The organism is Oceanobacillus aidingensis, assembly GCF_042654105.1.
Classification (GTDB): Bacteria; Bacillota; Bacilli; order Bacillales; family Amphibacillaceae; genus Oceanobacillus; species Oceanobacillus oncorhynchi.
On the sequence record NZ_JBHSFT010000045.1, the window covers coordinates 56,981 to 70,344 of the forward strand.

General features: G+C 35.6%; 14 protein-coding genes. 11 read left to right on the forward strand and 3 right to left on the reverse strand.

Annotated elements, in window-relative coordinates:
• Window positions 1–98: 98 nt before the first annotated feature.
• The 3 genes from ACFO3P_RS16855 to ACFO3P_RS16865 all read left to right on the forward strand — a co-directional run bounded on the left by ACFO3P_RS16855 (window position 99) and on the right by ACFO3P_RS16865 (window position 4,024).
• A complete protein-coding gene (locus ACFO3P_RS16855; RefSeq protein ID WP_193064633.1) occupies window positions 99–407 on the forward strand; it encodes a PTS sugar transporter subunit IIA in 309 nt (102 codons plus the stop codon).
• A 10-nt stretch (window positions 408–417) separates the two neighbouring features.
• On the forward strand, window positions 418–1,806 hold the full coding sequence (locus tag ACFO3P_RS16860; RefSeq protein WP_256705077.1) for a glycoside hydrolase family 1 protein: 1,389 nt from the start codon (window positions 418–420) through the stop codon (window positions 1,804–1,806).
• A 295-nt stretch (window positions 1,807–2,101) separates the two neighbouring features.
• On the forward strand, window positions 2,102–4,024 hold the full coding sequence (locus tag ACFO3P_RS16865) for a BglG family transcription antiterminator (RefSeq protein ID WP_256705076.1): 1,923 nt from the start codon (window positions 2,102–2,104) through the stop codon (window positions 4,022–4,024).
• Window positions 4,025–4,195: 171 nt separating this feature from the next.
• Here the strand turns inward: ACFO3P_RS16865 and ACFO3P_RS16870 are convergent, their stop codons facing one another.
• Window positions 4,196–4,675: a GyrI-like domain-containing protein gene (locus ACFO3P_RS16870; RefSeq protein ID WP_042529769.1), complete on the reverse strand. Its 480-nt coding sequence runs from the start codon at window positions 4,673–4,675 to the stop codon at window positions 4,196–4,198.
• A 111-nt stretch (window positions 4,676–4,786) separates the two neighbouring features.
• Here ACFO3P_RS16870 and ACFO3P_RS16875 point away from each other — a divergent pair, with 111 nt between their 5' ends.
• Window positions 4,787–5,743: a helix-turn-helix transcriptional regulator gene (locus ACFO3P_RS16875; protein ID WP_042529771.1), complete on the forward strand. Its 957-nt coding sequence runs from the start codon at window positions 4,787–4,789 to the stop codon at window positions 5,741–5,743.
• Window positions 5,744–5,854: 111 nt separating this feature from the next.
• On the opposite strand, the gene ACFO3P_RS16880 is transcribed toward ACFO3P_RS16875, so the two are convergent.
• Both ACFO3P_RS16880 and ACFO3P_RS16885 read right to left on the reverse strand, forming a co-directional pair.
• Window positions 5,855–6,235, reverse strand: a complete 381-nt coding sequence (locus tag ACFO3P_RS16880; protein ID WP_042529773.1) for a type II toxin-antitoxin system RelE family toxin — start codon at window positions 6,233–6,235, stop codon at window positions 5,855–5,857.
• Entirely contained in the window at window positions 6,236–6,574 is a 339-nt protein-coding gene (locus ACFO3P_RS16885) for a hypothetical protein (protein WP_139089003.1), read from the reverse strand. It lies immediately after the preceding gene.
• Window positions 6,575–7,043: 469 nt separating this feature from the next.
• Between ACFO3P_RS16885 and ACFO3P_RS16890 the strand changes: the two genes are divergently transcribed.
• The 7 genes from ACFO3P_RS16890 to ACFO3P_RS16920 all read left to right on the forward strand — a co-directional run bounded on the left by ACFO3P_RS16890 (window position 7,044) and on the right by ACFO3P_RS16920 (window position 13,355).
• The gene (locus ACFO3P_RS16890) at window positions 7,044–7,529 is read left to right on the forward strand and encodes a DUF2243 domain-containing protein (protein WP_042529777.1); all 486 of its coding nucleotides are present in this window, start codon (window positions 7,044–7,046) and stop codon (window positions 7,527–7,529) included.
• Window positions 7,526–8,335, forward strand: coding sequence for a cytochrome c oxidase assembly protein (locus tag ACFO3P_RS16895; RefSeq protein WP_244882330.1), 810 nt, complete (start codon window positions 7,526–7,528; stop codon window positions 8,333–8,335). Before ACFO3P_RS16890 ends, ACFO3P_RS16895 begins: the two co-directional genes overlap by 4 nt.
• Before the next feature lie 275 nt (window positions 8,336–8,610).
• Entirely contained in the window at window positions 8,611–8,748 is a 138-nt protein-coding gene (locus ACFO3P_RS16900; RefSeq protein ID WP_354005224.1) for a PTS sugar transporter subunit IIB, read from the forward strand.
• 38 nt (window positions 8,749–8,786) lie between these two features.
• The gene (locus ACFO3P_RS16905) at window positions 8,787–10,715 is read left to right on the forward strand and encodes a BglG family transcription antiterminator (RefSeq protein ID WP_042529779.1); all 1,929 of its coding nucleotides are present in this window, start codon (window positions 8,787–8,789) and stop codon (window positions 10,713–10,715) included.
• 255 nt (window positions 10,716–10,970) lie between these two features.
• Window positions 10,971–12,404 carry a 6-phospho-beta-glucosidase gene (locus ACFO3P_RS16910; protein ID WP_042529781.1) on the forward strand — a complete coding sequence of 478 codons (1,434 nt, stop codon included), beginning with the start codon at window positions 10,971–10,973 and terminating at the stop codon, window positions 12,402–12,404.
• A 45-nt stretch (window positions 12,405–12,449) separates the two neighbouring features.
• Window positions 12,450–12,770, forward strand: a complete 321-nt coding sequence (locus ACFO3P_RS16915) for a PTS cellobiose transporter subunit IIB (protein WP_042529783.1) — start codon at window positions 12,450–12,452, stop codon at window positions 12,768–12,770.
• 258 nt (window positions 12,771–13,028) lie between these two features.
• Window positions 13,029–13,355, forward strand: a complete 327-nt coding sequence (locus tag ACFO3P_RS16920) for a PTS cellobiose transporter subunit IIA (protein ID WP_042529784.1) — start codon at window positions 13,029–13,031, stop codon at window positions 13,353–13,355.
• The last annotated feature ends 9 nt before the right edge of the window (window positions 13,356–13,364 follow it).

Genomic DNA, 13,364 nt, shown 5'->3' on the forward strand with positions numbered 1-13,364 from the left:
ATTATTAATCTAACAAGAAAATGGTCCTAGCGGTAAAAACGGGATCAATCCTATTTATAAAATATAGGATGTCAGCTATTGAAAAGAGGGGAAAGTGCATGAAAAATATTACAGAAATTGCATTTCAAATTATTTTATATGCAGGAAATGGTCGCTCTAGTGCAATGGAAGCCATTCAAGAAGCGAAAGAAGGAAACTTTGAAGAAGCAGAAAGTAAATTAATTGAAGCGGGTGAGGAACTAAATAAAGCACATGAATTTCAAACAAACCTGCTTCAAGGAGAAGCTAATGGAAAAAGTACTGAAATCAATATTATTTTAATCCATTCACAAGATCATTTAATGAATGCTATGACTGTTCGTGATTTAGCAACAGAGATCATTGAATTATATCATCATAATAATTAGGAGGTATATCATGACTGTACAATACAAGTTCCCGGAAGGATTTTGGTGGGGAAGTGCAGCATCAGCAACACAGACGGAAGGTGCTGCAAATAAAGATGGAAAAGGAAAAAACATCTGGGATTATTGGTATGAAACAGAACCCAATCGTTTTTATGAAGGGGTAGGACCAGAGACCACCTCAGACTTTTACCACCATTATAAAGAAGATATCCAATTAATGAAGGAAATTGGGCATAATACATTTCGTCTGTCTATTTCTTGGTCTCGTCTAATCCCAGGTGGACGTGGGGAAGTAAACCACGAAGCTGTGAAATTTTATAATAATGTCATTGATGAATTAATTGCTAATGGTATTGAACCTTTTGTGAATTTATACCACTTTGATATGCCATATGAGTTACAAGAAGAAGGAGGGTGGGAAAGCAGATCAGTTGTTGATGCATATACAATGTATGCCCGTGAAGCATTCCGGTTGTTCGGTGATCGTGTTTCTAAATGGTTTACATTCAATGAACCTATTGTACCAGTAGAAGGCGGTTATCTTTATGATTTCCATTATCCTAATATAGTAGATGGAAGGCGTGCAGTACAGGTTGCTTATCATACGATGATTGCTCATGCTCAAGCAGTTGAGGCTTTCCGTGCTTCAGGAATGAGAGATGGAAAAATAGGTATCATTTTAAATCTGACTCCATCTTACCCGCGAAGTCAACATCCTGCTGACATAAAAGCATCACGTATTGCAGACTTATTTTTTAACCGTAGTTTTTTAGATCCGGCTGTGTTGGGAGAATATCCTGAGGAATTAATTGAAATATTAAAGGAGTATGGTCAATTACCCATCACTGAAAATGGTGATAAGGAACTTGTCAAAGCTAACACTGTTGATATTCTAGGTGTTAACTATTATCAACCACGCCGTGTGAAAGCGAAAGAGCATTTACCAAATCCATATAGTCCTTTTATGCCAGACTGGTTCTTCGATAACTATGAAATGCCGGGTAGAAAAATGAACCCATACCGTGGATGGGAAATCTACGAAAAAGGAATTTATGATATTATGATTAACTTAAAGGAGAACTATGGAAACATTGAATCCTTTGTCTCTGAAAATGGAATGGGAGTTCAAGATGAAGCACGATTCTTGGAAAATGGAGAAATTCAGGATGATTATCGTATTGAATTTATTCAGGGACACTTAAAATGGCTGCATAAATCAATTCAAGAGGGATGTAATGCTAAGGGATATCATTTATGGACCTTTATGGATAACTGGTCGTGGATGAATGGTTATAAAAACCGTTATGGTTTCTTCTCCGTTGATTTAGAAACTAAAAAACGTACACCGAAGAAAAGTGCACATTGGATTAAAGAGGTTTCCGAAAATAATGGTTTCTAGTAAGAGAACTCTATTAAAAAACGACGCAGCGGTCCGCTTTCTTTAGATTGTTTGTAAGTGTCCACTTTGAAATGTTTTCTGTGGATTTAAATACGGAATCAGGAACGCTTTTTCTCAGATAATTGTTTGGCATTTATAATTGAGATTGTGAAAACTTTAAAGTTTGCTATGTTCTAAAAAAAAATATAGGTAAAGGTTCTGGTTCTATGTTTGAGTCAGGACCTTTATTGTTAAAATAATTTATATAGAAGAAATAAATATATTTACACACCCGAAAGTAAGGTGAAGTAAAAAGATGTTAGAAAATAGGATGAAAATGATATTACGAGAATTAATGGCAGCAGAAGCTCCTGTAGCAGGGAGGTATCTTGCTGCCGTAAATCATGTCACAGTCAGAACAACAAGGGAAGATATGAAAGCCCTCTCTAGCTTGTTAAAAGAGCATGGTGGAACGATTGAATCGTTAAAAGGGAAGGGTTATCAGCTGAAGGTTATCGATGAACAATACTTTCGTAACTTTTTAAAAGAAATATCAAGTCATGATCAAACCGTCGGCGAGTATGTTCCGCGGACACCTGAGGAACGAATAAAATATATTATCATTCGTCTCTTACTTAATCAAGATTATATTAAGTTAGACGATCTAGCAGAAGAAATGTATATTAGCAGGTCTACCATTCAAAATGATTTAAAGCATGTGAGAGTAATACTGTCTGCATATGAAATTGACTTAGATGTACGTCCGAATTATGGTTTGAAGGTGAAAGGGGATGAAATGAAGATTCGTTTTTGTATGTCTGAATATATATTTGACCGAAAGGAAGAAATGGGTGAACAATTGGGAGATTTACATTTAACAAGCTTTGATCAAAAGTTGTTAAATGTATTTTTGCAAATAATTATGAATCAAATTAATTTTCATCAAATCACTCTTTCAGACATTGCATTGAATAATTTGCTAGTGCATATTGTTATTGCCTATAAACGAACTAAAAGTGGACATTATGTAAAACTATATAATATGGACGTACAGGATATTTTGAAACAGAAGGAATATAAAGTAGCTCAGGAGATTGTTAAGGAAATAGAGGAAAAGTTAGAGATTACATTTCCTCAAGCTGAGGTAGCTTATATTACACTTCATTTGCTCGGGACAAAAATGCTTTCTCAAGCAAATAACGCGGTAGAAGAAGTGATTGATGAGAATATTCTCTGTTATGTTTCTAGAGCGCTGGATAAAATAGATCAAGAATTTAATTTGGGAATAAAAGACGATAAAGAATTGATTTTTGGGTTAAGCCTTCATTTAAAACCAGCAGTAAATCGATATAAGTACGGTATGAATATCCGCAATCCGATGTTGGAAGAGATAAAAAAGAATTATCCGCTGGCATTTGAAGCAGCTATTTCAGCTGGGCTGACAATTAGCGAAGAAATGGGAGCAGAAATAGATGAGAATGAAGTCGGCTATATTGCACTTCATATAGGGGCGGCGATAGAAAGAAGAAAGCTGATGTCAGGACCAAAGCGTTGTTTAATTGTTTGTGCTTCGGGCTTTGGTACAGCTCAATTAATTTATTATAAATTGAAAAATCAATTTGGTAAAGAACTGGATGTTGTTGGCACGACGGAGTATTATAAATTACGTAATTATAATTTAAATAATATTGATTTTATTGTTAGTTCTATTCCGATTTCTGGTGAAATTTCGGTGCCGGTAATTCAGGTAAATGCTATTCTAGGGGAAAATGATTTAATTAAAATTGGACAATTTGTAGAGGAGAAAAGCCAATCTATAAATACCTATTTTAATGAAAATTTAATGTTTCTTCGAAAAGAGTATCAAACAATGGATGAAGTTTTAAGCTTTCTTAACAATGAATTGATTAAGAAGGGCCTCGTAGACGATACATTTATAGAAGCAGTTTATGAAAGAGAAGAGGTTGCCCCTACCTCATACGGCAATTTAGTAGCTATACCACATCCAATAACTCCGAAAACGGAGAAAACTTTTTTAACTATATGTACGTTAGAAAAACCGATTAAATGGAAAGATAAACCAGTACAATTTATTTGCCTTTTATGTGTCAAAAAATATTCTCAGGAAGACCTGCAGGGAATGTATGAAATGCTTGGAGAGATAATTGATAATAGTACGTTGGTTAAGAGATTGATAAAAGCCAGAAATTATAAAGAGTTTGTTGAAAATTTGAAGTAATGGGATGTTTTAATGTATCTCATTATAAACTAACATTGATAAGATTAAAGAAAAAAGATTGTAGAGAGGAAATATAAGAAGAATGCTTTTGTATAGGTAAGTAATAATCAGTCAAACAACCCGTCTGTATACACAGGCAGGTTGTTTGGTATCTAAGTTGTCAGAACATTATTACTTCCGGACTACAGGAATCCACATTTCACCAAATACCTTACCGTCGCGCTGTCCCATCTCAACAGAGGTATTTGGTCCGCCGACATACGCAACATCCTGTGCTGCCGGCAGAGCCTCGCCAAAAGCCATACCAGTAAGTGTCTCATGCAGGACTTCAGCTGTTTCCGCTTCTCCTTTGACAACAACATATTCCCCTTGAGGAAATTGAATCACCCTTGTCGCATCAGGTAAAGTCTCTTTTGTCAGCACACCGACATAATGCATCATCTTGTTATTCACTGCTTCATTCACAATAAAAACAGACTCATTTTCAGCAACGGTTTTTAACTTATCAAGCGTTCCATCCTCATTTACTGTATTCCAGAAATCCGCTTTTTCCTGATTGATGCCCATATAATCTGTATAATCACTCTTTAGATCTGTACCAAAGCCTAACACAACAAAGCTGTCTTTTTCTTCTAACGTATAATTAGCCATATTCAAAACCATCCTTTTTTTAAAATTGTATCAAATGCGTTGTATTTTCATTTGATAAGTTTATACTAACCTTAAATCATGTCAAAAAATGATACTGTTTAGGGGGATATCATGAAAAAAGTGGAGCGGATCAATACCATCATGCGCTATATCAACAATCGTTCACGTTTTACTATATCAGAAATCATGCATGAATTTACTATTTCTCGTTCGACTGCTATTCGAGATATCAAAGAAATTGAAGCGATGGGAATGCCGCTTGTTGCTGAAGTTGGAAGGGACGGAGGTTATTTTGTTATGAATAACTCTGTCTTGCCAACCGTTCGTTTTACGGATAATGAGATAAAAGCGCTTTTTCTTGCGTTTATGGCTACCAGAAATCAGCAGCTTCCCTATTTGAAAAGCCGCCAGTCCCTGGCTGAAAAACTACTTGGCCTTATCTCTGAAAATCAACAGGATGATCTGGTGCTTTTAAATCAAATTCTCCTATTTGAAGGGACCAATCCAAATAATCCTGATCTGCTTGATTTGTCTGATTTGCCTCACCCGATGTTGGAGCAGCTTATCCATCACATCCTTATGGATAGCTATTTGTGGATTACTGTACAGGAAGGGGAGGAGTGTAAATCCTATCCGATTTATCTTCTGCATCTTTACCGGGAGAAAAGCTACTGGTTGATGGAAGGCTTCCATTTGGAAGAGCAAAAGACACAGATTATTCCTGTGGATCAGCTTACGGATATTCGCACCTATCCTGTTAAGCATAGGATGAGCAGGAAAAAGATTTTGGAAAAGCAGCGCACCCAGAAAGAAGAGAGTAATCTCGTGCTTGAACTGGGACCAAAGGCGATTGCTCAATTTAAAAAGTATCATCCGCTGACTGTTTCTATTTCTTATACTAATCCTTACCAGACTCGGGCGCGTTTAAACACGTTTGTTGATGTGAGAAAAGAGGAGGAAATTAGTGAGATAGTGAATTGGCTGCTTTTTCTTGGGGAGGATGTAGAGATTAGGGGAATTCCGAGAGAGGTTTTGGAGGGAGTGTGGAGCAGGATGAGAAATTGGTAATTATGACCTGGTTAGATGATGAAGATATATCAAACTGCTTGTTCTCACTTCTCATCTGGTGAAGTCGTGCGTATGCATAGCTTGCATCATCACAAGCTATGCTATGTATTATTATTTCCTATCTTTTAACATCGCTTCTGCTTTGGAATAAATATCCTCTTTAGACCTTGGTCTGGTGTTGATTCGTCTTCCGACAGCCCAATAAAAAATAAGCTTTGACTCTTCGTCTATTTCAAAAATAATTCGCATGTCGCCAGTGCCGTTTCTTGGTAATTGTGAATGAAATGTCATCGTACGGAATCCTTTATCATGAAGAATTCCGTACTTGCAATTTCTTGAATTACTATAAGGATCTTTATTTAAAATGCTAAGTTCATGCTCAAATAATGCAAAAAAATTGGAGAACTCTGCGTCAGACATATGCTTTGTTGCATCATCCAAAATATCAAAAAAATGAGGGTGGAATTTAGATTCATAATTTTTTTTGCTCATTTAATCACTCGTTCCTTTTCTCCATTCTCTATATTCTTTTGCTGACATTCCTGCAGGCATTTCCATAAACTCATTTTTGGGTGTTTCGAAATATGTTTCACTGAGCTGATTTACTATGCCTGCTTCATCTAGTAATTGCTCTAATTGTTCTACATAATCTCTTAACGCTTCAAATTCTTCCATTCCCATCATAGTTATAGCCATTTCATCTTTTATAATAAGAGCTAACAATTGATTGTCATTAATCATCTCCTGCAACCTTTTTTGAGAAATTTCTCTTAATTGGCTAGCTGGAATTGTATTTTTACGAGTGAAAGGTCTATCTAAAATTTTTCCCACAATTGACCTCCCCTTTCCATTATTTCTTATCATTTCTTACCTCCATTGTACAAAAAAATGTGCAAAATAACAAACAAAAAAATGTTCGTATTTTTATGTATTATATTCAAATATGTGAAAAAGATACCTTTGAATTGAGAATTATTTCAGCTTACCTAATTATTTATGTGTATATGAACTGATGTGCCATAATAAGGTTGTTGCAGCCATAGCAATAAAAACAAGCATTATCTACGGCATCTCCAATAAAGAGTCCAATCCCCATCCAATTATAAAAATCTGTTTACCAAAAAAAAGAAATGGGAATGACTATTTAAAAGAAAGAAGGACTTCAGGAAAGTCTGTACGTTATATTTCTTTTTTAATAAGGAATTTTATAGGAAGAGTGAAAATTTATTTGAAAATGTTGTCATAAATCTTGTGGAATCACATTGTTTCAGCTTTTTATCCAATAGAGGAGGTTTCTATAATGAAAAAAGAACTGACGCAAGAACAGTTCAGCTATTCAGGCAGAAACGTTTTATCTGGTTTTTTATTTGGGCTTGGGATGGTTGCTTTTATTGACGAAGCTATTTTTCACCAATTGCTTCACTGGCATCATTTTTATGATCGTTCGACTACAGAAATTGGTCTTATTTCCGATGGACTCTTTCACGCATTTAGCTGGTTTGCGACTGTTGGAGCGCTTTTTATGCTGGTTGATTTAAGGCGGCGGGGAGCTTGGTGGAAAAAGCGGTGGTTAGGCGGTATGACACTGGGAGCAGGGTTATTTAACTTATACGATGGAATTATTCAGCATAAACTGATGCAACTGCACCAGATTCGTTATGGCGTTGATCTGCTTCCCTATGATTTAATATGGAATATTCTTGCTGGAATAATGGTAATCGCCGGGGGAATCGTCGTTTACCAAACGCAAAAACAGCTAAAGCTGCACAAGGGTGAGCTGAGATGATGGAGCATCAGCATGAAAATATGGCGCATACTACTCACTCGATGGATTCTATCACACAAATTCTATTAAGCGCCCCTTTTATCATTGGCCTATTGCTTTACATTACTGCAGTTATTTTTTCAAAAAGACAGAACAAGGCATGGCCTATATACCGCACAGTTTTATGGACTGCAGGAAGTGTGTTGTGTTTTATCACCGTTGTAAATCCGTTAGCTTCTATCGCGCATCAGAATTTTACCATGCATATGTTTGGCCACTTGCTTTTAGGCATGCTCGGTCCGTTATTCATGGTACTGGCTGCACCAATGACACTGCTTCTGCGAACACTGCCGACACGTTATGCTAAAAAAGTAACTGCTGTGCTAAGAAGTCCGATTTTCCATTTCCTTTCCAATCCCGTTGTTCCTGCAGTATTAAATATAGGCGGGCTTTGGCTGCTTTATACGACGGGTTTGTACAGCATGATGGAAACAATCATGTGGGTTCATGTGCTTGTCCACCTGCATGTTTTTCTAGCTGGATACTTTTTTGCGGCTACACTGTTATATATCGACCCAATCCCATATCGATACAGTTATATCTATCGTTCTTTGGTATTGATACTTGCTTTAGCAGGACATAAGATTCTTTCCAAAGTCATTTATGCTTATCCTCCAGAAGGGGTACCCAGAGCGGAGGCTGAAGCTGGGGGCATGTTGATGTATTATGGTGGGGACGCTGTTGATATCGTAATTATTATTATTTTGTGCTATCAATGGTATCAGTCAAAAAGAACAAGAGAAGTTCGTTATCCTGTGACGGGGTAAGGGAGAATGTTTTTCTGTCGATACTGGCTGCTACAGGTGTAATGAATGGAAATGGCAGGGTCTATGTATTATTTTCCTATATATTGAATGTGACCGAAAAGTTATCTGGTTTATTCAATATATAGGTTTTTTTTGTTTAGAGGATTTTAAAATCAAAATTGGTTATTAATGGAAATTTTGACAAACTAATGTGTTAGATAAAGAGCTTTACATCAACATGATAAACATAATTATTTATCATAAAATTATTTATTGGTACACTACGAAGAAGAAAAATTTTATTAGTATGTAATGCAGGAATGTCTACAAGTGTTTTTGTGGAAGCAATGAAAAAAAGCATAAGTAAATACATAATGCCCCCCTCGAAAAGCTGGTATGGAAATTGTCATATAAAATTATCTATTCTATACTGATTAATAAAAATTGTTATCACTTAAGGAGAATGAATAAAATGAATAGCCGCCTGCAACAAATTATCCAGCAGTTACTGACAACGGATGAATTACAAACTAGCGCTGAGCTTGCTGCTGTTCTTCAAGTTAGTTCGAAGACGATTCAGACTGACATGAAGGAATTAAGTAAATCATTAAATAATGATACGGCATCAATTGAATCACATCGTGGAAAAGGGTATCGGATAAATATTACCGATGAAGATAAATTTAAGCATTTTCTAAAACAAACAACTGAAAAAGATAACCAGGTTATCCCGACGGAACCTGAAGACCGCATCCAGTTTTTAATGGAAAAACTGTTATTGCAATCCGCCTATATTAAAATGGATGACCTTGCTGAAGAGATGTTTATTAGCCGCTCGACATTGCAAAGTGATTTAAATAGTATTCGTCAAGTATTGGAAAATTATCATTTGTCTTTAGACCAAAAACCGGGTTATGGAATTAAAGTATATGGGGATGAAATGAAAATACGTTTTTGTATTTCTGAGTATATTTTCAATCAAAAGACAAATTTGGTTGATCAGGCCTCCGATTGGATAGAGATATTACCAAAAGACGAAATGGAGTGGATCCGAGATAGTATCCTATCTAAATTGAGGAAATACAGAACGGTTATCACTGATGTCAGTTTACATAATTTAATCACACATATCGCCATAGCTTGTAAGCGGATTCGCGAAAAAGAAGTCGTTGAGATGTATCAAGAAGAATTGGGTAAAATCACTAATAAAAAAGAATATACAATTGCAAAAGAGATTGTGTTAGAGATAGAACAAAAACTAAATGTATCTTTTTCCGTGAATGAAACAGCTTATTTAGCTATTCATTTACAAGGAACGAAGAAGACACATTCCGATTCGGAAATAGAAGAAATAAAAACGATACTGGATGAGGATATCCAACAGCTAACCAAAATTATTCTAGAACGAATAGATAATGCTTATTCATTCAATCTTTCTCAAGATGAAGAATTATTATTGGGATTAAGTTTACATTTAAAACCAGCAATAAATCGGTATAAGTATCAAATGAATTTAAGAAATCCATTACTGGAGGAAATTAAAAATAAATATCCTTTTTCTTACGAAGCGGCTTTAACTATCGGCACAGATGTGATTAAACAAAATATGAATATAACTATTGATGAAAATGAAATAGGATATATCGCACTCCATCTTGAGGCAGCATTAGAGAGACAGGAAAAGAGCGAAAAGAATAAAAAACGCTGTTTAATTGTCTGTGCTTCTGGTTTAGGAACAGCGCAATTACTTTTATTAAAATTGAAAGATAGATTTCATGATGATTTAAATATCTTAGGTACAACAGAGTATTATAATTTGAAAAATCAAACGCTGCATAATATAGATTTTATTATCAGTACTATTCCTATTCCTGAAAAATTATCTGTTCCAGTTATTCAAGTAAGCACATTGCTAGGGCAACAGGATGTAAGGAAAATAGAAAAATTAGTACACAATGATTTTGAGATGATAGAAAGATATATGAGGGAAGCCTTTACGTACTTAAAAATGGATTTTTCCTCCAAAGAAGAAGTTATTACGTTTTTAGGAAATAAGCTGTTGGAAGCTGAAATGGTAAATACAAATTTTATCCATTCTGTTTTAGAACGTGAGGAATATTCTCCTACCAGCTTTGGTAACTTGGTAGCCATTCCGCATCCGATGAACCCGCAAACGGATGAAACCTTTTGGTCTGTTGTTACCTTAAAAGATTCTATTCAGTGGGGAGGAAAGCCTGTTCAATTTATCTGTCTGCTCAATATCAGTACACACAATAAGATGGATGACTTAAAGCCAATGTATGATGTATTAGTGAAGTTATTGGATAATCGGTTGATAGTGCAAAAATTATTGCAGTGCGAAACATATGCTGAAATGAAAAAAGTACTGACGAAGGTATAAAAGGAGAGAATCTGCAGAACGATTATGCAGATCCTCTCCTTTTGTTTGATAGATTTTAACTTATTTCCGTTGCCAACCGAAAAACGTCCTCTACAGATGAAAACGTTTTTATTTTAAGATGAAGACATAGAAAGTTGATAGTAAATAAAGTATTAAAACTTGAATAAAGGTTAGTTGCAAGGTTGTTGTATGTAACTTTTTAAGCACAGCAATGAAAGCGATTTAATCAAGATAATAGGAAGGAGCGGATTACAGATGTCTAAACTACCTGATGGATTCCTATGGGGTGGAGCGGTTGCCGCACATCAATTGGAAGGTGCTTGGAAAGAAGGAGGAAAAGGAATAAGCGTTGCTGACGTTATGACGAAAGGTGCTCATGGTGTTCCTCGTGAAATTACTGATGGAGTAATTGAGGGTGAAAATTATCCCAATCATGAAGCAATCGATTTTTATCATCGATATAAAGAAGATATTCAATTATTTGCCGAAATGGGTTTTAAGTGCTTTCGAACTTCTATAGCCTGGTCACGAATTTTTCCGGATGGGGATGAGACAGAGCCAAACGAAGAAGGATTAAAGTTTTACGATAATTTATTTGATGAGTGTTTGAAGTATGGAATTGAACCAGTTATTACACTGTCTCACTTTGAAATGCCTTATCACTTAGTTACGGAATATGGCGGGTTTAGAAACCGTAAACTCATTGATTTTTTCGAGAAATTTGCTCGAGTATGCTTTGAACGATATAAGGATAAAGTGACCTATTGGATGACGTTTAATGAAATCAATAATCAGGCAAATTTCCATGATGATTTTGCCCCATTCACTAATTCTGGTATCAAATATGAAGAAGGAGAAAATCGTGAAAAAATCATGTATCAAGCTGCTCATTACGAGCTTGTAGCGAGTGCAAGAGCAGTAACGATTGGTCAGGAAATTAATCCGGATTTCCAGATTGGATGTATGATTGCGATGTGCCCAATTTATCCGTCAACTTCTCATCCTAAGGATATTTTAAAGGCGCAAAAAGCAATGCAAAAACGCTATTACTTTACAGATATTCATGTTCACGGGGAATACCCAGGACATATGACGAGGTATTTTGAACGAAAGAAATTTAATTTAGATATAACTGAAGAAGATTTAGAGGTCTTAAGGAAAGGTACAGTTGATTATATTGGTTTAAGTTATTATATGTCATTTGCGATTAGCCATAATGAGTCAGATGAAACATATGATTACAACGAATCTAAGGATCTTGTAAGAAATGAATATATTGAAACATCTGATTGGGGTTGGGCTATTGATCCAGAAGGACTGCGTTATGCGTTGAATTGGTTCACTGATATGTATCATTTGCCTTTATTCATTGTAGAAAATGGGCTGGGAGCTGTGGATGAGTTCGACGATGATGGCAGAATCCGAGATGATTATCGCATTAACTATCTCCGTACTCACATAGAGCAGATGATAAAAGCAGTAGATGAAGATGGTGTTGACCTGATGGGTTACACACCATGGGGATGCATTGATTTAGTATCTGCAAGTACAGGAGAAATGAAAAAAAGATATGGCTTTATTTATGTTGATAAAGATAATGACGATAACGGGACGCTAGAACGTCACCGGAAAGATTCTTTTTACTGGTTTAAAGAAGTCATCGCCTCAAATGGTGAGAATTTGCAGTAATAGATTAGTTTAAGTGAAAAAGTAAAATTCATGGAGGAATGAAGTATGAAGAACGTATTAATTATTTGTGCAGGTGGCATGTCATCTTCTTTATTAGCAAGAAAATCAACAGAATTTTTAAAGGAAAAAGGGGAAGAAATTCAAGTAGATGCTACTTCTACCAATGAAGGACAAAAAATGATTGATGAAGGAAGATACGATTTATTTTTAGTAAGTCCACAAACGAAGATGTACTATAAACAGCTTAAGGGTGCTGGTGACCGTGCTGGGAAACCTGTTGTAAATATCCCTCCGCAGGCATATGTACCAATTCCTATGGGAATCGAGAAGTTAGCGAATTTAATTTTAGAAGAGCTTCCAGAATAATAGGCTGTATATGTATAAAAAATTGATATTTATGTTTTAAGGGTTTGTTTTAAAAGAATAGCTCATCAGGAATAGCAGGATTAATTCATTAGACGGGGCAGGTTGTTTTCTATAAAGTGTTCCAATCAAGGTATATCCTCACTTGCATTAATAGCAAATGAGATTCATGAGTGAGAATAACATTTATTTTCCAGTCCTGTCTGATGAAAAATTAATTTATACCTGCTTCAACCAGAGGTAGAAGAAAGGAAGAATTGGATGGAACAAGATCAAATTCAAAACGTTGCTTTTAATATTATTTTGCATAGTGGCTCTTCCAGAACATTGATTCATAATGCCTTTGAATTAATGAGAAATAATGAATTTGAAAGTGCAGCAAGCAGACTGGAAGAAGCCAATGATGATTTGTTATCAGCACATCAAACGCAATCATCTTTATTACAGCAGTATTCTTCAGGGGAGGATGTCAATGTAGATATTATTATGGTTCATGCCCAAGACCATTTAATGACCACAATGACGCTGCGAGAGGTTGCTTTAGAAATGCTGTCGTTATATGAAAGAATTGCAAAAATAGATAAATGAGGGATTTGT

Coding starts and splice junctions, on each gene's coding strand:
- ACFO3P_RS16855 (WP_193064633.1), top strand. CDS start 99: ATGAAAAATATTACAGAAATTGCATTTCAAATTATTTTATATGCAGGA.
- ACFO3P_RS16860 (WP_256705077.1), top strand. CDS start 418: ATGACTGTACAATACAAGTTCCCGGAAGGATTTTGGTGGGGAAGTGCA.
- ACFO3P_RS16865 (WP_256705076.1), top strand. CDS start 2,102: ATGTTAGAAAATAGGATGAAAATGATATTACGAGAATTAATGGCAGCA.
- ACFO3P_RS16870 (WP_042529769.1), bottom strand. CDS start 4,675: ATGGCTAATTATACGTTAGAAGAAAAAGACAGCTTTGTTGTGTTAGGC.
- ACFO3P_RS16875 (WP_042529771.1), top strand. CDS start 4,787: ATGAAAAAAGTGGAGCGGATCAATACCATCATGCGCTATATCAACAAT.
- ACFO3P_RS16880 (WP_042529773.1), bottom strand. CDS start 6,235: ATGAGCAAAAAAAATTATGAATCTAAATTCCACCCTCATTTTTTTGAT.
- ACFO3P_RS16890 (WP_042529777.1), top strand. CDS start 7,044: ATGAAAAAAGAACTGACGCAAGAACAGTTCAGCTATTCAGGCAGAAAC.
- ACFO3P_RS16895 (WP_244882330.1), top strand. CDS start 7,526: ATGATGGAGCATCAGCATGAAAATATGGCGCATACTACTCACTCGATG.
- ACFO3P_RS16905 (WP_042529779.1), top strand. CDS start 8,787: ATGAATAGCCGCCTGCAACAAATTATCCAGCAGTTACTGACAACGGAT.
- ACFO3P_RS16910 (WP_042529781.1), top strand. CDS start 10,971: ATGTCTAAACTACCTGATGGATTCCTATGGGGTGGAGCGGTTGCCGCA.
- ACFO3P_RS16915 (WP_042529783.1), top strand. CDS start 12,450: ATGAAGAACGTATTAATTATTTGTGCAGGTGGCATGTCATCTTCTTTA.
- ACFO3P_RS16920 (WP_042529784.1), top strand. CDS start 13,029: ATGGAACAAGATCAAATTCAAAACGTTGCTTTTAATATTATTTTGCAT.